Raw genomic sequence first — 18,632 nt, forward strand, 5'->3', positions numbered from 1 at the left:
CCGTCGTCGTGTTGCTTGACTCGAGGCGAGGTGCCGGGGTAGGCATCCGGTGAGTCCACTGGGAGTTCACTGGGAAGGTGGCCGGATCCCCGGGTCCCGGCGGATCCGTGCCTATCGTCGTGGGGAGCATGTCCCTTCTCGACGGGTGAGCGAGTCCAACGATGACGGTCCAGGTCCGCCCCTCCACCACGGGGTCGCCTCGTGGCGGTCGCGAGGCCGGACCGCCGAGATGGCTCCTCGTGGCCGTCGTCCTCGGCGTCGCGCTCGTCCTGACGGACACTGTCTCGCAAGCCGTCGCGCCGTACATCCGCAGGGACGACTGGCCGTACCTCCTGCCGCCGGACACGCCGACCGCCACCAGCGTCGTCGCGAAGAACCTCCTCGAGGGCCGATGGCTCAACTCGGCCTGGTGGTATGTCATCGGCCAGCACGGCACGGCCACCTCGGCTGCGGTGACGTACGCGGCGGCATACGCCCTCTTCGTCGCCGGACTCTGGCGCCTGCTCCGTCTGAGACTCCCGCGGCTGCACTGGGCTGTCGACGCGCTGCTGGGGCTGGCCCTCTTCGTGTCGGTCGTGTGGGTGCGGCTGCTCTACTGGCCGGGCACCCTCACGCCGTCGGTCCTCGTGGCTGCCGCGGGTGTCTGGACGCTGCCGGCGGCAGGCCACAGCCGCCGCCGCCTCGGCACGTGGCTGCTCGTGGTCACCGTGCTGTCGGTGCTGACCTACCCTCCCGTCGGGATCGTCCTCTTCGTGTGTGCCGTGGTGCACGTCGGGGTGCGGCCGTGGCGCGACATGGTGCTGCTCGCCGTCGGTCTCGTCGCGTCGTACGCGGTCGGCGTGGCCGTCATCTACGTGCTCAACAAGATCGCGTTCGACCACTTGGGGCTGCGGATCGCCGCCTGGCGGCACCCGAACCCACTGGTCAGCCTCTACGACGCGAAGGTCAACACCCTGCGGGTCCTGCGAGCCCTGTACCGACTGGGGGTCGTCGTCTGGGCGGCCGGCCTCGTGGGTGTCGTCGCTTCCGTGGTGGCCTTCCGCGACACAGGCCTTCGACCGGCCCTGGTGCGACTGTGGTTCGCCGTCGCGGTCGTGGTCGGCCTGGGCTCGGCCCAGACTCTCGTGACCGGCATCGACACCGACCCGCGCGGTGAGCTCTGGGCCTGGCTCGCGATCGTCCTGCCCGCGGCGTTCCTGCTGGCCGGGTCGCGGTGGTCACGCCGGATCGGGGTCGCCTGTCTGGCGGTCCTCGCCGTGGTCGGGGTCGCCACGTGGCGCTCGGACGTCGGTGACCACCAGGCCACGCGACGTGCGTACTCCGCCCTCGTCCAGCAGGCCACGCAGCCGCGGCCCGACGGGTCACGACCGCAGGTCGTGCTCTACCAGCCGGCGAAGGAGCGGAACACGACGAGGGGCCGAATCACGGCCGGCACGGTGCGGATGATGGTGCGGGCCGCCCAGGACGGGGTGGTGCCGAGGTGGTGCACCGAGGCCGAGTGCCGCCGGATCGCGGCGGCCCGGCACTCGGTCGTAGACCTCGGCACCGTCGTCGGCATCGTCGTGCCGCCCCCGCCGGCCCAGCTGTGACGCCTACTTGACGGAGCCGGCGGTGAGGCCGCCGACGAGGTGCTTCTCGATGATCGCGAAGAGGATGACGACCGGCACGACGGCGATGACCGACGCCGCGAAGAGCTGGTCCCAGTGCTGCTCGTAGCCGGTGATGTAGGCGCGCATGCCGACCGTGAGCGGTTTCTTGTCGTCGTCGATCATGAGTGTCAGCGCCACGACGTACTCGTTCCACGCGGCGATGAAGGTGAAGATCGTCGCGGTCACGAGGCCGGGCAGGGTCAGCGGCAGCATGACCCGGCGCAGCACCTGCCAGCGGCCCGCGCCGTCGAGCGCCGCCGCCTCCTCCACCTCGAGCGGGATCGAGGCGAAGAAGCCGTGCAGGATCCAGATCGCGAAGGCGAGGTTGAACGCAGCGTTCGTGATGATGAGCGCGCCGTACGTGTTGATCATGTTGAGCTCGAAGAACTGCCGGTAGAGGCCGACGACGAGCGACGTGGGCGCGAACATCTGCGTCACGAGCACGAGCAACAGGAACGCCCCGCGTCCCGGGAAGCGGTGCCGGGCCGTCATGAACGCCGCCGGGATCGCGACGACGATGACGATGACCGTCGAGCCTGCCGCGACGATGAGCGAGGTCTTGAGCCAGGCCAGGAACCGCTCGTCGCCGAGCACCTGCGCGTAGGTGTCCCACTGCCAGACCTTCGGCAGGATCGTCGCGGGGGTGCTCTTGACGTCGCTGCTCGTGCGCAGCGAGTCGAGCACCATGACGAGGTAGGGCGCGAGAAAGACGAACGCGACGAGCGCTCCGCCGACCGCCATGAGGATCCGCTTGCGCCGCTTGGGGTCCCGAGGTGCCGAGGTCGAACTGCCCTGCGGCGCAGGCGTTCCCGCCGATGGGGGGGTAGAGACCGTGGTCGAGGTCATCGGCTCGTCTCCTCACGCCAGTTGATGATCTTCAGGTAGATGGCCACGACGACGAGGATGAGCAGGACGTTGAAGATGCCCGCGGCGGCGGACATGCCGACGTCCTTCTCCTGGCTCTTGAACGCCAGCTTGTACATGAACGTGATCGTCGTGTCGTGCAGGTAGCCGGGGTTCCGGTCGTTGAGCGTGTAGATGATCGGGAAGCTGTTGAAGACGTAGATGACGTTGAGCACCGTCGCGATCATCAACGCCGGGCGCATGAGCGGCAGCGTGATGTTCCAGTAGCGCTGCCACGGGCTCGCGCCGTCGACGGTCGCGGCCTCCATGACGTCGTCGGGGATCGCGCCGAGGCCGGCGATGAACACGAAGATCGTGAACGGCAGCGACACGAAGACGCCGACGACGACCATCGAGAACATCGTCCAGCTGTCGTTGCCGAGGAAGTCGATCGGCGTGCTGATCAGGTGCAGGCCCTGCAGGACGTGGTTGATGATCCCGTAGTTGTAGTCGTAGAGCAGCACGAAGAGCTGGCTCGTGATGATGAGCGAGGCAGCCCACGGGATGATGACGGCCCAGCGTACGAAGCGCCGCCCCGGAAACGGCTTCACGAGGAACTGCGCCAGGGCCAGGCCGATGACGATCGTGACCGCGACGACGGCGACCACCCACACGACGGTGTTGAGCAGGACCGTGCCGAGGTCGGGGTGGGCCAGGACCTTGGCGTAGTTGTCCCAGCCGGCATCGCCCTTGCGCAGGCCCGTGATCGAGTACTCCCCGCGTGAGGCGTCGAAGAGCTTGATCGCCGGGTAGAGCACGACGCCGAGGATGAGCGCGAGCGCCGGCGCGAGCCAGAGCAGCGCGACGAGGGGGTGGACCTGGCCGATGCGGCCGGCCCGCCTGCGACGGGACGGGCGGGACGGCATACGGGAGCCGGGGTCCCCCGACCCCGCAGCTGCGGCGGGGTCGGGGGTCACGGTGGTGCGCTCGGTCATCGCGGACGCGAACCTCATCCGCCGTTTTCGGCGGTCTGCTGGAGCTTGTCGAGCACGGCCTTCGGGTCGCCGGTCATGGCCGCGCCGAGGTTCTGCTGGACGGCGAGCTTGACCTTGTCCCACGTCGGGTCGTCGGTCGGCGTCAGCTGCGCGTTGGGCAGGGTGTCGAGGTAGACCTTGAGCTTCGTCTCGCCGGCGAACGCCTCGACACCGGACTTCGTGACCGGGAGGAAGCCCTCGGCCTTGATGAACGTGTTGACCTGGTCGGGCTGGTAGTAGAGCTCGTAGAAGGCCTTGACCGCCTTCTCGTTGCCCGGCTTCTTGAAGGCCATGAGGTAGTCGGTGACGCCGAAGGTCTTGCTCTCGGAGCCGTCGTTGGTCGGGAACGGCGCGACGCCGTAGTCGACCTTCTTGTCCTTGTCGAGGTCGGCCGCCAGCGGGCTGAAGCCGATGACCATGCCGGCCTTGCCGGACTTGAAGAGGTCGAACGCGTCAGCGCGGTTGGTGCGGGCCGGGTTGTTCTGCGTGAGCTTCGCGTCGGTCAGCTTCTTGAGGAAGGCCAGAGTCTCGACGTTCTTGTCGGAGTTGATCGTCCACTTCCCGCCGTCCTTCCACGTGCCGCCGTTGTTGAACAGCCACATGGAGAACTCGCCCTGCGACTCCTCCGGTCCGAGGGGGAGGGCATAGCCGACGTTGCCACCACCGAGCGCGGTGATCTTCTTGGCGTCCGCCTCGAGCTCGGCCCACGTCTTCGGCGGCTCGTTGATGCCGGCCTGCTTGAAGAGCGCCTTGTTGTAGAAGAAGGCGCGGGCCGACGACAGGTCGGGGAAGCCGTAGAACTTGCCGTCGTACGTGCCGTACTTGACGAAGGTGTCGAGGATGTCGCTCTTGACGCTCGCCGGCAGGACGGCGTCGGAGTCGTACAGGAGGCCGTCCTTCGCGTAGCTGGCGTACGCGTTGAGGTTGAGGATGTCGGGCGCCTGGTTGTTCTGGATCATCGTCGAGGACTGCTGGTCGATGTTGTCCCAGCTGACGACCTGCACCTCGAGGGTGTAGCCGGTCTTCTCCTTGTACGCCTTGGCGAAGGCGTCCCAGAACGCCTTGGTGTGGTCCTTCGAGTACTCGGCCGCGACGAGCTTGATCGTCTTGACCTCCTCCCCACCGGTGGAGCCTCCCGCGCCGCCGGCGTTGCCGGCTCCGGTGCCACCGCCACAGGCCCCGAGGGCGAGGCCCGCGATGGCCAGACCCGCGACGACCACAGAGTTCTTCATCGACCTCATGTCTCTCCTTGGTTCGGTGCCGGGGTGGTTGGCGGCGTGATCACGCGCCTACCCGTCACACGGTGACGCCCAACCTAGAGCGGGATTCTGCGCACCGCAAGACCAAAGGTGACTGAAATTTGGCTCAATCAATCACAATCACGCATCGCCACTGCGCGACTCGCTAGACCTGGTGGACCTCGACGCCCGCGTCGCGCAGCGCCTCGACCTCGGCCCGGTCTGCGCCCACGGTAGTGACGAGGTGGTCGATGCGCTCGGCAGGACAGATCGAGGCGAAGGTGCGCGTGCCGAGCTTCTCTCCGGTCGCGACGCAGATGACCTGCTTCGAGCGCTCGATCATCGTGCGGATGATGGCGGCCTCCTCCTCGTGCCGGCAGGTCGCGCCCTCGCGCGCGGAGAGGCCGTTGACCCCGACGACCGCGACATCGAGCCAGAGCTGGTGCAGCACGAGCTGCGCGAGCGGTCCGGTCACCTCGTAGGACTCGGGCCGCGCGACGCCGCCGAGCGAGACGCACTGCACGTGCGGGCGCAGCACGGCCTCGGTCGCGATGTTGAGCGCGTTGGTCACGATGGTGATCTCGCCGTCGCTCGCGAGGTCCTCGCGCGCCGTGATGGCCCGCGAGGTGGCGGTCGTCGTCGTGCCGCCGTTGAGCCCGATGACCTGGCCCGTGCGCACGAGCGCGGCCGCCGCCTCGGCCACGCGCGCCCGGTCGTCGTCCGCGCGCCCGCTCCGGTAGCGGTAGGGGAGCTCGTAGGCCACCGAGGTCGCGACTACCCCGCCGTGGTTGCGGGCGACGAGCTGCCGCTTGGCGAGCTCGGAGAAGTCGCGGCGGATGGTCGCCTCGCTGACGCCCAGCAGCTCGGAGGCCTCGCCGACTCCGAGACGGCCGACGGTGGCGAGCCGGTCGAGCATGATCGACCAGCGGCTGGCGCGGTTACGGGCGAGATCGCTGTCTTCGGTCACGGGCTGACCATACCGCGCAGTTCGAGCAATAGACATGTGCATCTATGCGCGTTTAGGCTACGTTTCGATCAAACACAGTCACGGCGCCACGGCCCCGTGCCGTCACGACGTCCGGAGTCCAACGATGCCGCAGAACCAGCACCTCGCCCAGGAGATCGCCACCCAGCCCGACGACTGGGAGCGGGTCGTCGGCCGACTCGCCACGGTCGCCGAGCGCCTACCGCAGCCGGGCGAGCGCGTCGCCACGATCGGCTGCGGCACGTCGTGGTTCATGGGCCAGGCGTATGCCGCACGGCGTGAGGAGCTCGGGCAGGGCGTCACCGACGCGTATGCCGCCTCGGAGCACCGCCTGAGCCGCGGTTACGACCGCGTCGTCGTGATCAGCCGCTCCGGCACGACGACCGAGGTCATCGAGGTCGTCGAGGCGTTGCGCGCCTCCGGTACGCCGCACGTGTCGATCGTGGCGACCGCCCGGACGCCGGTCGTCGAGCAGTCCGCCGCGACCATCCTGCTCGACGACGTCGACGAGCAGAGCGTGGTGCAGACGCGGTTCGCCACGACGACCCTCGCACTGCTCCGCGCGTCCCTCGGCGAGGACCTCGCACCGGTGGCGGCGCAGGCCCGCGCCGTGCTCGCGGAGGAGGCGTCGGCGGCATACGGCCGGCTCGCCCTGGCCGAGCAGGTCACCTTCCTCGGGCGCGGCTGGACCGGCGGGATCGCCAACGAGGCGGCGCTCAAGCTGCGCGAGTCGGCACAGTTCTGGTCCGAGGCCTACCCGGCGATGGAGTACCGCCACGGCCCGATCAGCATCGCCGCCCCCGGCCGGGTCGTGTGGGCCTTCGGCGAGGTGCCCGAGGGCCTCGCGGACCAGGTGCGGGCCGCCGGCGCGCACTTCGAGCACCGCGACATCGACCCGCTCGCCGACCTCGTGCGCCTGCACCGCCTGTGCCTCGCGAAGGCCGACGCGGCCGGTCTCGACGCCGACGCCCCCCGCCACCTCACGCGCAGCATCGTCCTCACCTGACCCCCGCCCTCCCCTCGGGCTCGCCCGCCGAATCGCGCGCTCCAGCCCTGAGCGCGCGGTTCAACCCGAGGCGCGTGACATTTCGCGCGCCTCACGGACGTTTCGCGCGCTCAATCCAGAAGCGCGCGATCCGGACCCGAGCGCGTGACATCTCGCGCGCCCAGAACCTGTTTCGCGCGCTCAGGTCAGGAGCGCGCGAAACAGGGTCAGCGGAGGGCGAGGAGCTGCAGGAGGCGGGCGGCCTCGTCGGTGACCGCGTCGCGGGCCGCGCCGAGGTAGACCCTCGTGTCCACGGTCGGCGACTGCTCGAGACGGCCGGTCATCGCGCGCGTGAAGACCTGGTTGAGGTGCGTCGCGATGTTGACCTTCGTCATGCCCGCCCGCACCGCCGCGACGAGGCCGTCGTCGGGGACGCCCGACGAGCCGTGCAGCACGAGCGGCACCGGCACCGAGTCGCGCAGTGCCGCAATGAGGTCCGTGTCGAGCTCGGCGGTCCGGTCGGTCATGGCGTGACTGCTGCCGACGGCGACCGCCAGTGCGTCGACACCCGTCTCGGCGACGAACCGGGCGGCGGCCGCGGGATCGGTGCGGGCCCCCGGGGCGTGCACGCCGTCCTTGCCCCCCACCTCACCGAGCTCGGCCTCGATGCTCATGCCGGCGCCGCGGCACAGCTCGACGACGCGCCGGGTGGCGGCGCGGTTCTCCTCGTCGGGCAGCGTCGACCCGTCGAACATGACCGACGTGAGCCCGAGCCGCACCGCCTCCGCGACGAGGTCGGCGTCCTCGGCGTGGTCGAGGTGGACGACGACGGGCTGGTCGCACGCGTCGGCGATCGCGAGCGTCGCGGCCGCGAGGGGCGCGAGCGACCCGTGGTAGCGGACGCAGTTCTCCGAGATCTGCATGACGACCGGGAGGCGGACGCGTTCGGCCGCGGCGGCGTACGCCTCGGCGTGCTCGATCTGGACGACGTTGAAGGCCGCGACGGCACGCCCGGCGGCTGACGCCTCCGCAAGCAGGGGCGTGAGGGGCGAACGGCTCACGGACGGATCTCCTCGATCTCGACGGTGGGGAGCAGGCGGTCGACGTCGGCGGGGTCGACGGAGCCGGCGACGGGCTGGAGGACGGCGGCGGCGGACCACGCGATGCCGCGACGCAGCGCAGCCGCCCAGGCGTCACGGCCCTGCGGCATCCCGTCCTCGAGGTCGGCCGCGAGCGCGGCGGTGAGGGCGTCACCGGCGCCCGTGGGGTTGCCCGACAGCGGACGGCGAAGGTGGGCGCGCAGGGCGACGTCCTCGTGGACGAGGACGAGACCGTTGGTGCCGTCGCTGACGACGGCCGCACCCGCGCCCGCGACGACGAGGGCCCGGGCCGCGCCGGGGACGCTCGGCACCTCACCCCTTCCGAGACCGGTCAGCGTGACGGCCGCTTCGACCCGGTTGGGTTTCACGAGCTCGGGGGCGGCACCGAGGGCGCGGGTGAGCGGGACGCCGCTGACGTCGAGGACGACCCGAAGGCCGGCCTCGCGCGCCAGGAGGGTGACGCGGCGGACGAGGTTCGGGTCGGTCCCGGGCGGGAGGCTGCCCGACACCGTGAGCACGCTCGCGTCGGGCGCCAGCCTCACGAGCTCGTCGGCGAGGCGGTCCCAGACCCGCTGCGACTGGCCGAAGCCCGGCTCGTTGAGCAAGGTCGCGCGGCCGTCCGCCTCGACGACGGCCACCGAGCGCCGCGTCGGGCAGGGTGAGCTGACCAGGCGGTGTGGCACCCGGCGGGCGTCCAGGTCGGACGCGAAGAGGCCGGTGTCGAGCTCACCCACGGGCGCGACGGCCACCGCCGGTCGGCCCATGGCCGTGAGCACCGCGGCGACGTTGAGGCCCTTGCCCCCGGCCCGCTCGCTGACCGAGCCGACGCGGTGGGACTCCCCGAGCGCGACGGATGTGACGGCATACGTGATGTCGAGCGCCGGGTTCGGCGTCAGCGTGAGGATCATCGACCGACGAGGTCGAGCGCTATGGTCGCGGCGCCGAGCGAGCCGGCGCGGTCGCCGAGGGCTGCGGCCTCGACGGCGACGTCGTCGCGGCCGCCCAGGCGGACTGTCAGCGCGTCCCGGAGCGGGTCGAGGAGGGTGTCGCCCGCGTGGACGAGGCCGCCACCGATGAGGACGAGCTCGGTGCCGGCGGCCGCGACGACCGGGGCGACCATGATCGCCAGGGCGTCGATCGCCTCCTGCCAGATGCGACGGGCTTCGGGCTCGCCGGCGTCGGCGCGACGGGCCACCTCCTCGGCGTCACCGACCATGCCGGTGGCCTCGGACCAGCGGCGTCCGATCGCTCCGGCACTCGACAGGGCCTCGAGGCAGCCGCGCTGGCCGCAGGCGCACGCGGGGCCGTCGGGAACGACGACGATGTGACCGATCTCGCCGGTCCAGAGGGAGCCGGTGACGAGCTGGCCGCGGCAGAGGATCGCGCTCGCGAGGCCGGTGCCGAGGGGGACGAAGAGCACGTTGTCCGCCTCTCGCGCCGCGCCGAGCCGGTGCTCGGCGAGCAACCCCGAACGCACGTCGTGCCCGATGGCGACCGGCACGTCGACGTGGGCGCTGATGCCGCCGCGCAGGTCGAGGTCGCGCCAGCCGAGATTGGCCGACCAGACGCCGATGCCCGCCACGTCGTCGACGAGCCCGGGCACGGCGACGCCGACCGCGAGAAGCTCCACGGCGTCGTCGGCGCGTGCGGTCAGCTCGACCACGGACTTGGCGGCGACCTCGCCGAGCTGAGGGCCGACGTCCTCGGGTGTCGGTCGCACCGCCTCTGCGAGGACCTGCCCGTCGGGCGCCACGAGGACCGACTTGACCCGGGTGCCACCGACGTCGATCCCGACCACTGCTTCGCGCATCACGCCGCGCAGTCTATGCGCAATACTGCACGGCTCAACACCTGATCGATCACATTCGGACACATCCAGGGACGCTCGAGCACGCTCCCCACCCTGCCACCGACCGCCTCCCTCCGCTCGCGAAGCGGGCAGGCTCTCGCCGCCATCGGCGAAGGAGACAGGGCAACCCGGTTGCGGCGGGGGGCGATCGGGACGACGCTGCCCGCATGGCACTGGAGATCCACAACATCACCTTCGACTGCGCAGACTCGCGCGCCCTCGCCACGTTCTGGGCGGGGCTGCTCGGCTGGAACGTCTACTACGACGACGACCCCGAAGTGGTCGTCGCGCCCTCCTTCCCCCACCCCGGCACGGGGCTGCTCTTCATCCCGGTGCCGGAGGGCAAGACGGCCAAGAACCGGGTCCACCTCGACGTCGCCCCCGACGAGGGCACCCGCGACGAGGCCGTCGAGCGGGCTGTCTCCGCCGGTGCCACGGTCGTCGGGGACCACCGCAAGGAGGACGGCACGGGTTGGGTGACGCTGGCCGACCCGGAGGGCAACGAGTTCTGCATCGAGCGCGGCGCCGCGGAGAAGGGTCCGCGGACGTCCGCCTCCTACCGCATCGGCTGACCGCTCGGCTCGCCGCGTCAGCCGGACGCCGCAGCCAACCGCCTCAGCCGGCCGCGTCAGCCGGCCGCCGCAGCCAACCGCCTCAGCCCGCCACCTCAGTCGCCGCCCTGGGCGAGCGCGACGGTCTTGGGCACGACGAGGCGCCACGCGTCGATGACGATCTCACGCATGCGCGCCTCGTCGAGGGCCGCGAGCCTCACCTCGACCCAGTTGAAGCGCAGGTCGGAGCGGCGCGGCATGAGGAATACGTCGGGCTCGCTCGCGACGAGGACGTCGCGCTCCTCCTTGGGGAAGGCGAAACCCATCTGCGTCTCGTCGGCGGAGAACGCGAGCCACACGATCTTGCCGACACGGAACTTCACGCGGTCGCGGACCAGCACCTCGTACGAGCGAGGCAGCTGCTCGGCCACACGGCGCACGTCGTCGATGGTCACGGGCACCCCTCCACCCTGCCACACGGCCCGGCGGCACGCCGTTTCGATACCTCTGGTACCGAGGGACCTGCCCGTCAGCGCCATGTCGGACCTTCCGCGTCGGCACGCGGCGGCATAGCCTGCGTCCTGTCGCGACCCCGACGGCACCGGGCCGGGCGGGCTGAAACGTCGACCTCTTCCAAGGAGCCGACGTATGCCGTTCTCGCCGTCCCAGCACACCGTCCCCGAGCGCCTCCTCGCCTTCCTCGACCGTCTCGGCGCCGAGCTCGACCGCCGCGGAGACGCCGTGGCGCTCCTCGGCCTCGGGTCGGTGGGGCGCGACCGGCACCGCCTCGACGAGCACTCCGACGCCGACTTCTTCGTCGTCGTCGACGACGCGGCAGCGCGTGACCGCTACCTGGGCGACATCGACTGGCTCGAGGCCGCGCACCCCGTCGTGTGGTCGTTCGAGAACAGCGCGGCCGGGCGCAAGGCGCTCCTCGCCGACGGGCTCTTCGCGGAGTATGCCGTCTTCCCCCTCGCGGACATGGCGACCGCCGGCTACCCGCCGGGCCGCATCCACTGGAGCCGCGCCGACGCACCGGCCGGGCTGGAGATCCCGAACGTGCCTGTGCCGCAGGCGCCCCCGCTCGAGCACGAGGTCGGCGAAGCGGTGACGAACCTCTACGTCGGGCTGCACCGCGACCTTCGCGGAGAGCGCCTGACGGCGACGCGCTTCATCCAGGGGTATGCCGTCGACCGCTGGGTCACGGTGCTCGGCCACCTCGGCCTCGGCGACGGCGATGCGCAGGACCCCTTCGTCGTCGACCGCGGGGTCGAGCGGCGGTTCGGGCCGGACCTGCTGCCGCTCGCGGACCTCGTCCCCGGCTACGAGCGCAACGCGCTGGCGTCCGAGACCCTGCTCGACCTGCTGGAGGCGCACGTCGAGCTCGACCCCGCGATCGTGGCCGCGGTGCGCGACCTCATCGGCCGGGCGCGCGCGGCGGCTCAGTCGCGGGCGAGGTCGAGCGCGTAGACGAGCAGGTTCGTGTCGTCGACCGGCGACCAGTCGCGCTCGGGCACCCGGACGAAGCCGAAGCGCTCGTAGAGCCGGTGCGCCGCGTACATCATCGGCTGCGTCGACAGGACCACGCGGCTGCGACCGAGCGCGCGCGCCCGGTCGAGGCACGCGGCGACGAGGGCCGCGCCCACACCGCGGCCGCGTCCACTCGGCGCGACCGCGAGGGTGCGGAACTCCGCCTCGTCGTGCGCGGCGATGTTGGCGAAGGGCCCCGGACCGCCGACGAACGCGACGCCACCGAGGACCGAGCCGGCCTCGTCCACCGCGACGAGGACCTCGGCGTGCTCGGCCCGGTGGCGCACGTCGCGCAGCACGGCCAGGTACGGGTCCTCCGCGCCGAAGTCGAGCAGGTCGTCGTCCAGGTAGGCGGTGGCCGTCAGCTCACCGAGCAGGTCGTATTCCTCGGGCCGCGCCGCCCGGATCGTGAAGCCCTCCATGTCCGCAGTCTCGCAGCCCGCCACGACGGGTTCCCAACCCTCCCATGCAGCGAGCAGGAGCAGCCAAGCCGATTCGCAGAGAGCCGACCTACCTTCCGAACGGCTCGCCCGAGCCGCCTCGGGGGTGACCAGGGAAAGGGGCACCATGCGCACACCACAGACGCGCGGACGGACGTATCTCGGGGTCGGTCTCGTCACGGCCGCGTTCGCCGTCGGGTCGACGCTCGCCGCAGGGTCCGCGACAGCGGCCGGCACCAGCACCGTCAGCACCAACACCGGCGACATCGTCTACACGGTCCATCCGCTGACGCGGCAGTTCTCGACCGGGACCCACCCGGGCGCCCTGCCGACGCCGTCGCAGTGCGTCGCGGCGATCGGGCTCGCCTGCTACACACCGGCGCTCATCCGCAGGGCGTACGACATCCCCGCGGGCTGGACGGGCAAGGGACGGCGGATCGTCATCGTCGACGCCTACGGGAGCCCCACCGTGCGGCAGGACCTCGACGTCTTCAGCCGGACGTTCGGGCTGCCTGAGGCCGACCTCAACGTCTACTACCCGCAGGGCGCGCCGGACTCGAGCACCGCCCACCAGGGCCAGCCCCTCGGCTGGGCCGGCGAGACGAGCCTCGACGTCCAGTGGGCGCACGCCGTCGCGCCGGACGCGACGATCAACCTCGTCGTCGCCCCGAACAACTACGGCAATGCCATCAACGTCGCCGTCCGCTACGCCGTCGACCACGACCTCGGCGACGTCCTGTCGATGAGCTACGGCGCTTACGAGGCAGCCATCAGCGGCAAGGGCAACAACCTGCAGCTGCAGCAGTCGCACGAGAACTTCGTCGCCGCGCAGGCCAAGGGCATCTCGCTCTTCGCCTCGTCCGGCGACGACGGCGCCTCCAACGGCGGGCCGACCCCGGCCGCCGGCTACCCGGCATCCGACCCGCTCGTCACGGCCGTCGGCGGCACGAACCTCTTCGCCGGCGACACCGGCGCCTACCGGTCCGAGACGGTCTGGGGTGACGAGGCGTCGTGCGCCGTCCACCAGCCGTTCGGCTGCCGCCTCGGCCCGATCGGCGCGACCGGCGGGGCGCCCAGCACGATCTTCCCGGCGCCCTCGTACCAGGCCGCCGTCAACGGCAATCGGATGCGCACGACGTCGGACGTGGCGTACGACGCGTCCGTCTACACCGCCGTGTTCGTCTACAACGGCTTCAACCCGGACCCGGCCGACAACGGCTTCTACTTCTACGGAGGCACGAGCTCCGGCTCGCCGCAGTGGGCCGCCATCGGTGCCCTCGCCGACCAGCAGGCCGGCCACCGGCTCGGCGGGCTCAACCCCGCCCTGTATGCCATCGGCGCGGGTCGGACACACGCCCTGGCCTTCCACGACGTGACCTCCGGCAACAACGCATGGGAGGGGCCGGGCCTCGACGCGAAGGTCGGATACGACGACCCGACCGGCCTCGGCTCACCGGACGTCGCGAACCTCGTGGGTCAGCTCGTCCACTGACTCCGCGTATGCCGTGAGGCGGCCGCCCGGTACGCGCCGGTCGGCCTCTTCAGCGGGAGAGGCCGAGCGTGGCGATGAGGTCCTCGTGCAGCTCGAACCAGACCCGGTGGCACGAGTCGACGTCGGTGCCGGTGAGCCACGCGGGGTCGTCGTCGGAACGGAAGAGTGCAGTGGCGAACCGGCGGTGATAGCCCTCGAACCTGGTGAGGCAGTCGGCCAGCCGGTCCTCGAGGCCGGAGAGGTCAGCGGCCACGCCCGAGAGCGCTTGCCACGCGGCCTCGTGGTTCTCGGGTGACGGGTCGAGCTGCACCGTCGTGCAGGCGTGGGCGACGACGTCGTTGAGCGGGACGAAGGCTCGATGCGCCTCGACGACGATCTCGCGGCCACCCACGGCATCGATCTCGTCGCGAAGCAGGGACTCACCCAGCCGCCGCCCCTCCTCCGTCAGGGACCAGCCGGACACGGCGGCGAAGGCGCTCCGCGCCACGCGACCCGCGGCCCGGTGCGCTTCCAGTCGCCCAGCAGTCTCGTCGAGGCGCAGGCCGAACCGTGCGGCCACTTCGGGGGTGTCGCCGAAACCGGTGAGCCGCACGGCGTGCAGGGTCAGCAGGTCTGGCGTCGACGCCTGGGTCATCGGCGCTCACTCACCTCTTCGGTGCTCACTGAGACGGGCTGGTGCGGCGACGGTACCGCGCGCGCCGTCCACCACGACGGCCTCCCCGTCGCCGATCCGCGACAGCGCGCCGACCGCCCCGACGACGGCGGGGATGCCGGCCTCGCGAGCCACGATGGACGCGTGCGACAGCAGGCCCCCGGTCTCGGTGACGACAGCGGCGACGATGCCGAAGAGCGGGGTCCACGCCGGGTCGGTGGTGCGGCAGACGAGGATGTCACCGGGACCGATCCGACCGAACTCGTCGACTCCGCGCACGACCCGTGCCGTCCCGCCGACCGTGCCCGAGCTCGAACCGGTGCCCGACACCAGCACTCGCCCGGTGTCGTGGCCGCTGCGTCGCGACCGGGAGAACGCGCTCGTGGTGATGGGCCGCGCTTGGAGGACCCACAGCCGGTCACCCTCGACGGCCCACTCGACGTCGACGGCATGGCCCAGCACGGCCTCGACGTGACGGGCGGCCTCGGCCACCTCCGCGGCCATCGCGTCCGTCAGGCTCGGGCGGCGACGGTCGGCGTACCCGACCGCGCTGCGCCGCAGGCCGTCCGGTCCGAGGTCGACGCGAGTCGCCTTGGATCCCACCCGGACCTCGACCCCCCCGATCCCGGACCCCCCGGACACCGTGTAGCGGTCGGGAACCACCGTCCCGCCCACCACGGACTCCCCGAGCCCGCGGGCAGCCTCGATGACGACCGCGTCCGCGCCCGTGGTGGGCTCACGAGTGAAGGCCACCCCGGCGACCTGCGCCGCCACCAGGCGCTGGACGATGACCGGCACCCGCGTCTCCGTCGTCCTGCCGAGGCGCCGCGCATAGGCACGTGCCCGGTCGGTGCCGCCTGAACGGGCGCACCTCTCGACCGCCTCGGCCACGGCCTCCGTGCCGGCGACGCCGAGGACCGTCTCGAGCTGCCCGGCGAACGAGGCGGAGGCCGAGTCCTCGTGCAGGCCGCTCGAGCGGACCGCGAGCGGCTCGCCGAGCCGAGCCAGCACCTCGCGAAGCGCGAGGGCGTCCACCTCCCCGAGGGCCACGACGCCCTCGGGCACGTCGACACCCGCCCGCACCAGACGGCCCAACGCGTACGCTTTGCCGCCGCACTCCGGGCCGGCGTCGGCCAGGTCGACGAGGCGCACCGGTGCGCTCAGGCGGCGAGGCGCCAGGCGAGGACGCCGAAGAGCACACCGAGGGAGTTCGTCGCCCAGTGCATGCCGACGCTCGCGAAGATGCTGCCGCTCCGGCGGCGCAGCTCACCGGCGAGCACGCCACCGAGCGCGGTGAAGAGCACGGTGCCGCCGACGACGGCGACCTTCGCGAACGGGCCGAGGCCGGCGACGGCACTGCCGATCGCCTCGTTGCCGGTCACCGACGCCATGGCGGGGAAGACGTGCCAGAGGCCGAAGAGCACCGACGACGCGACGACGACCTGCCACATCCGGGCGTGGCGCGACAGGAACCCCCACAGCACCGAGCGGAAGGCGACCTCCTCGAGGAGGATCGTGCCGACGGGGATCATGACGAAGGCCGTGAACAGGGCGCCGGCCGGGGGCAGGTGGTAGCGGACGTCGAGGAATGCGGTGCGCGTCGTGGGCAGCAGGATGCCGGCGAGGTACACGAGCCCGACGACACCGATCACGCCGAGGCCCCAGCGGATGCCGCGCGCGTGCGTGCGGCGCGCGAGGCCGAGCTGGTGCCAGGACAGGCCCTGCCAGCGGGCGAAGCCGAGCAGGGCGACGGCGCCGACCGGGCCGAGCCACATGGTGTCCCAGCCGAGCACGTGGTTCGCGATGTTGACGGCGACGAGGGCGAAGACGACCACGACGGTCGCGGCGAGGCGCGCCCGGCGACCGCGCGCGATGAGCGCGAGGCGGTGCCGGCGTACGGCCTCGTGTGACTGCATGACACCGCCGTCGGGTGGGTCCCCGACGAACGAAGGTGTGCTCGCGAGTGCAGTCATCTTCTCCATGGTGGCACGCGAACCTGTGCCGTATGCACGTTGGCCCGCTTTCACCACTCCTGCCACAGGAGTCCCCCCAGTCGCGGGTTTCGCGCCGTCAGCGCCGCCGTTCGAGGAGGCCGCGCACGTACTCGGCCTGCCCGAGGTGCTTGGCGGCGTCCTCGAGCACCGACATGATGCGCACGCCGACCGTGACCGGCGGGTCCCAGCTGCGGTCGATGACCCGCGCGTAGGTCGCCGCGTCCATCTCCTCGACGAGAGCGGCGGTTCGCTCGTGGACGGCGCCGTGATAGCCCGCGAAGAGGCCGGGGTCGGCGACCCTGAACTGCCCGACGTCGGACGAGGTCATGCTCCAGCCGTGGGCGTCGCGCGCGTAGGGCAGGCCGAACCGGTCGACCCAGCCGTCGCCGAGCCACACCGAATCGTCGTCGGCGAGCTGGGCCACCTGGTCGTCCTGCTGGCGGGCCAGGTGCCACACGAGCCACGCGATGTGGTTGGCGTCGGCGTCCGGGCGCCACAGCAGCTCGTCGACGGAGAGACCGTCGACCACCTCCGGCACACCGTCACGGATGCGGCCGAAGCCGTCGAGCAGCAGGTCACGAGCGGGGTCTGTCGTCACGTCGTCCACCTGACCAGCATGCACCCATGGCCGGTTGGGACGCCGCCACGCACGGCAGGCGCGAGACGTCCGACCCGGTCGCCGCTCAGCGCCGTGGGAGCACTCCGACGCCGCTGAGCCCCCCCAGCGCCGGTGAGCCGGACCAGCGTCGCTGGGCCCGTCGCAGATTTCTGGCCCGCCGTGTCACAAACCGGCGTCGCCGTTCGACGTAGGGGTGAAGGGCCGCGACCGACAAAGCCCTTGACCTCACGTCCACTTGAGCCCGGAGGATGACCAGCATGACGACGACAGACCCCACCATCACCCCCGACGTCCTGCGCCGAGCCGTGAGCGGCACGGTCCACGAGCCCGGCGATCCCGGCTTCGGCGACGCACACGCGATCTTCTACCGCCACCTCGACGTGGCACCCCGCGTCGCGGTCACCACGACCAGCGCCGAGGACGTCGCGGCCGCCGTGACCTTCGCCGTCGAGCACGGCCTCGAGGTCGCTGTGCGCAGCGGGGGCCACAGCGGCGCCGGCCACGGCACCGTCGACGGCGGCCTCGTCATCGACCTCAGCGGCCTCGACACCATCGACGTCGATGTGGAGGCGCGCACCGTCACGGCCGGCACCGGTGCCACCGCGGGCGAGGTCACCGCAGCGGTGGGCGAGCACGGCCTCGCCATCGGCTTCGGCGACACGGGCACCGTCGGCATCGGCGGCATCACGACCGGCGGCGGGGTCGGCTTCCTGAGCCGCGCCCAGGGCCTGACCGTCGACAACGTCCTGTCGGCCCAGGTCGTCACGGCCGACGGCACCATCCACGAGGTCGACGCCGACCACGAGCCCGACCTCTTCTGGGCTGTTCGCGGCGGTGGCGGCAACGTCGGCGTCGTGACCCGGTTCACCTACCGCCTCCACGAGGTGCCGCAGATCGTCGGCGGACTCCTCGTGCTGCCGGCGACGGCCGATACCGTGGCCGAGCTCGTCCGGGTGACGCAGGAGGCACCCGAGCAGCTCGGCGCGATCGTCAACGTCATGCCCGCGCCGCCGATGCCGTTCCTCCCGGCGGAGCTGCACGGGAAGCTCGTCATCTTCGCGCTCGTGTCGTATGCCGGGTCGCCCGAGGAGGCGGAGCCCGTGCTGTCGCGCCTGCGTGCGGTCGCGCCGCCCATCGCCGACCTGCTGGCCCCGATGCCGTATGCCGGCCTGTTCGCGGCCGAGGAGGGCGCCGACTACCACCCGGTGGCCACGTCGACGACGGGCTTCGCACAGGAGTTCGGCGTCGCCGACGCCGCCCGCGTCATCGACGAGCTCGGGGCGCGGCTCGCCGATCCGGGCGTGCAGATGACCGTCGTCCAGCTGCGCCCGCTCGGCGGGGCCATCAGCCGCGTCGCTCCGGACGCCACGGCGTACGCCCACCGCGAGTGGCCGCTGATGTACAACGTCGCCGCGATCGTCGACGGTGTCGAGCACCTGGCGGTCCAGGGCGAGTGGATCGAGGCTCTCGGTGCTGCGATCTCGAAGGGCACGCCGGGGGCGTACGTCGGCTTCTCACTCCCTGACGACGCCGACGCCGTCCGGAGGATCTATCCCGGCCGGACCTTCGACCGGCTCGCGGCGATCAAGCGCACCTACGACCCCGACAACGTCTTCCACCGCAACCACAACGTCCCACCCGCAGGCTGACCGGCGGCACGGGCATCCCCGA

The 18,632-nt window shown here is 71.7% G+C and carries 19 protein-coding genes; 6 read left to right on the forward strand and 13 right to left on the reverse strand.

The features are described 5' to 3' along the window. Window positions 1-161 precede the first annotated feature (161 nt). The gene (locus tag H9I49_RS02925) at window positions 162-1,589 is read left to right on the forward strand and encodes a hypothetical protein (RefSeq protein ID WP_188028814.1); all 1,428 of its coding nucleotides are present in this window, start codon (window positions 162-164) and stop codon (window positions 1,587-1,589) included. Window positions 1,590-1,592: 3 nt separating this feature from the next. Here H9I49_RS02925 and H9I49_RS02930 read toward each other — a convergent pair whose 3' ends face one another. From H9I49_RS02930 to H9I49_RS02945, 4 genes are all read right to left on the reverse strand, one after another. After that, entirely contained in the window at window positions 1,593-2,495 is a 903-nt protein-coding gene (locus H9I49_RS02930) for a carbohydrate ABC transporter permease (protein WP_188028815.1), read from the reverse strand. Then, a complete protein-coding gene (locus H9I49_RS02935; protein ID WP_255523590.1) occupies window positions 2,492-3,487 on the reverse strand; it encodes a carbohydrate ABC transporter permease in 996 nt (331 codons plus the stop codon). The genes H9I49_RS02930 and H9I49_RS02935 overlap by 4 nt, the downstream gene beginning before the upstream one ends. A gap of 14 nt (window positions 3,488-3,501) precedes the next feature. Beyond that, the gene (locus H9I49_RS02940) at window positions 3,502-4,767 is read right to left on the reverse strand and encodes an extracellular solute-binding protein (RefSeq protein ID WP_255523591.1); all 1,266 of its coding nucleotides are present in this window, start codon (window positions 4,765-4,767) and stop codon (window positions 3,502-3,504) included. A 163-nt stretch (window positions 4,768-4,930) separates the two neighbouring features. Continuing rightward, complete coding sequence (locus H9I49_RS02945; protein ID WP_188028816.1) at window positions 4,931-5,731, reverse strand: DeoR/GlpR family DNA-binding transcription regulator; 801 nt, start codon at window positions 5,729-5,731, stop codon at window positions 4,931-4,933. 124 nt (window positions 5,732-5,855) lie between these two features. On the opposite strand from H9I49_RS02945, the gene H9I49_RS02950 reads away from it, so the two are divergent. Then, complete coding sequence (locus tag H9I49_RS02950; protein WP_188028817.1) at window positions 5,856-6,755, forward strand: SIS domain-containing protein; 900 nt, start codon at window positions 5,856-5,858, stop codon at window positions 6,753-6,755. A 206-nt stretch (window positions 6,756-6,961) separates the two neighbouring features. On the opposite strand, the gene H9I49_RS02955 is transcribed toward H9I49_RS02950, so the two are convergent. Genes H9I49_RS02955 through H9I49_RS02965 form a run of 3 tightly spaced genes read right to left on the reverse strand, consistent with a single transcriptional unit; the run spans window position 6,962 to window position 9,644 of the window. Next, window positions 6,962-7,795 carry a class II fructose-bisphosphate aldolase gene (locus tag H9I49_RS02955; protein ID WP_188028818.1) on the reverse strand — a complete coding sequence of 278 codons (834 nt, stop codon included), beginning with the start codon at window positions 7,793-7,795 and terminating at the stop codon, window positions 6,962-6,964. Next, entirely contained in the window at window positions 7,792-8,742 is a 951-nt protein-coding gene (locus H9I49_RS02960) for a 1-phosphofructokinase family hexose kinase (protein WP_188028819.1), read from the reverse strand. Before H9I49_RS02960 ends, H9I49_RS02955 begins: the two co-directional genes overlap by 4 nt. Further along, on the reverse strand, window positions 8,739-9,644 hold the full coding sequence (locus H9I49_RS02965) for an ROK family protein (protein ID WP_255523676.1): 906 nt from the start codon (window positions 9,642-9,644) through the stop codon (window positions 8,739-8,741). Before H9I49_RS02965 ends, H9I49_RS02960 begins: the two co-directional genes overlap by 4 nt. Window positions 9,645-9,850: 206 nt before the next feature. Between H9I49_RS02965 and H9I49_RS02970 the strand changes: the two genes are divergently transcribed. After that, on the forward strand, window positions 9,851-10,255 hold the full coding sequence (locus tag H9I49_RS02970) for a VOC family protein (protein WP_188028820.1): 405 nt from the start codon (window positions 9,851-9,853) through the stop codon (window positions 10,253-10,255). Window positions 10,256-10,350: 95 nt separating this feature from the next. On the opposite strand, the gene H9I49_RS02975 is transcribed toward H9I49_RS02970, so the two are convergent. Then, window positions 10,351-10,695: an MmcQ/YjbR family DNA-binding protein gene (locus H9I49_RS02975; protein WP_188028821.1), complete on the reverse strand. Its 345-nt coding sequence runs from the start codon at window positions 10,693-10,695 to the stop codon at window positions 10,351-10,353. Window positions 10,696-10,882: 187 nt separating this feature from the next. Here H9I49_RS02975 and H9I49_RS02980 point away from each other — a divergent pair, with 187 nt between their 5' ends. Next, window positions 10,883-11,704, forward strand: coding sequence for a hypothetical protein (locus H9I49_RS02980; RefSeq protein WP_188028822.1), 822 nt, complete (start codon window positions 10,883-10,885; stop codon window positions 11,702-11,704). On the opposite strand, the gene H9I49_RS02985 is transcribed toward H9I49_RS02980, so the two are convergent. Continuing rightward, entirely contained in the window at window positions 11,677-12,186 is a 510-nt protein-coding gene (locus tag H9I49_RS02985) for a GNAT family N-acetyltransferase (RefSeq protein WP_188028823.1), read from the reverse strand. The two genes, H9I49_RS02980 and H9I49_RS02985, sit on opposite strands and share 28 nt — an antisense overlap. A gap of 145 nt (window positions 12,187-12,331) precedes the next feature. On the opposite strand from H9I49_RS02985, the gene H9I49_RS02990 reads away from it, so the two are divergent. Continuing rightward, window positions 12,332-13,696, forward strand: a complete 1,365-nt coding sequence (locus H9I49_RS02990; protein WP_188028824.1) for a S53 family peptidase — start codon at window positions 12,332-12,334, stop codon at window positions 13,694-13,696. A 49-nt stretch (window positions 13,697-13,745) separates the two neighbouring features. Here the strand turns inward: H9I49_RS02990 and H9I49_RS02995 are convergent, their stop codons facing one another. The 4 genes from H9I49_RS02995 to H9I49_RS03010 form a co-directional block, all read right to left on the reverse strand. After that, complete coding sequence (locus tag H9I49_RS02995; RefSeq protein WP_188028825.1) at window positions 13,746-14,330, reverse strand: transcriptional regulator; 585 nt, start codon at window positions 14,328-14,330, stop codon at window positions 13,746-13,748. Between the two features lie 6 nt (window positions 14,331-14,336). Next, entirely contained in the window at window positions 14,337-15,500 is a 1,164-nt protein-coding gene (locus H9I49_RS03000; RefSeq protein WP_188028826.1) for a PEP/pyruvate-binding domain-containing protein, read from the reverse strand. A gap of 8 nt (window positions 15,501-15,508) precedes the next feature. Continuing rightward, window positions 15,509-16,321 (reverse strand): CPBP family intramembrane glutamic endopeptidase, encoded by an 813-nt coding sequence (locus H9I49_RS03005; RefSeq protein WP_255523592.1) that lies wholly within the window; start codon window positions 16,319-16,321, stop codon window positions 15,509-15,511. Between the two features lie 97 nt (window positions 16,322-16,418). Continuing rightward, window positions 16,419-16,940 carry a DinB family protein gene (locus H9I49_RS03010; protein ID WP_188028827.1) on the reverse strand — a complete coding sequence of 174 codons (522 nt, stop codon included), beginning with the start codon at window positions 16,938-16,940 and terminating at the stop codon, window positions 16,419-16,421. 278 nt (window positions 16,941-17,218) lie between these two features. Here H9I49_RS03010 and H9I49_RS03015 point away from each other — a divergent pair, with 278 nt between their 5' ends. Further along, entirely contained in the window at window positions 17,219-18,610 is a 1,392-nt protein-coding gene (locus tag H9I49_RS03015) for an FAD-binding oxidoreductase (protein ID WP_188028828.1), read from the forward strand. Window positions 18,611-18,632: the final 22 nt, after the last annotated feature.

Origin of the sequence: Terrabacter sp. MAHUQ-38 (assembly GCF_014518425.1) — a bacterium.
Lineage (GTDB): Bacteria > Actinomycetota > Actinomycetes > Actinomycetales > Dermatophilaceae > Terrabacter.

Coding starts and splice junctions, on each gene's coding strand:
- H9I49_RS02925 (WP_188028814.1), top strand. CDS start 162: ATGACGGTCCAGGTCCGCCCCTCCACCACGGGGTCGCCTCGTGGCGGT.
- H9I49_RS02930 (WP_188028815.1), bottom strand. CDS start 2,495: ATGACCTCGACCACGGTCTCTACCCCCCCATCGGCGGGAACGCCTGCG.
- H9I49_RS02935 (WP_255523590.1), bottom strand. CDS start 3,487: ATGACCGAGCGCACCACCGTGACCCCCGACCCCGCCGCAGCTGCGGGG.
- H9I49_RS02940 (WP_255523591.1), bottom strand. CDS start 4,767: ATGAGGTCGATGAAGAACTCTGTGGTCGTCGCGGGTCTGGCCATCGCG.
- H9I49_RS02950 (WP_188028817.1), top strand. CDS start 5,856: ATGCCGCAGAACCAGCACCTCGCCCAGGAGATCGCCACCCAGCCCGAC.
- H9I49_RS02960 (WP_188028819.1), bottom strand. CDS start 8,742: ATGATCCTCACGCTGACGCCGAACCCGGCGCTCGACATCACGTATGCC.
- H9I49_RS02965 (WP_255523676.1), bottom strand. CDS start 9,644: ATGCGCGAAGCAGTGGTCGGGATCGACGTCGGTGGCACCCGGGTCAAG.
- H9I49_RS02970 (WP_188028820.1), top strand. CDS start 9,851: ATGGCACTGGAGATCCACAACATCACCTTCGACTGCGCAGACTCGCGC.
- H9I49_RS02980 (WP_188028822.1), top strand. CDS start 10,883: ATGCCGTTCTCGCCGTCCCAGCACACCGTCCCCGAGCGCCTCCTCGCC.
- H9I49_RS02985 (WP_188028823.1), bottom strand. CDS start 12,186: ATGGAGGGCTTCACGATCCGGGCGGCGCGGCCCGAGGAATACGACCTG.
- H9I49_RS02990 (WP_188028824.1), top strand. CDS start 12,332: ATGCGCACACCACAGACGCGCGGACGGACGTATCTCGGGGTCGGTCTC.
- H9I49_RS02995 (WP_188028825.1), bottom strand. CDS start 14,330: ATGACCCAGGCGTCGACGCCAGACCTGCTGACCCTGCACGCCGTGCGG.
- H9I49_RS03005 (WP_255523592.1), bottom strand. CDS start 16,321: ATGACTGCACTCGCGAGCACACCTTCGTTCGTCGGGGACCCACCCGAC.
- H9I49_RS03015 (WP_188028828.1), top strand. CDS start 17,219: ATGACGACGACAGACCCCACCATCACCCCCGACGTCCTGCGCCGAGCC.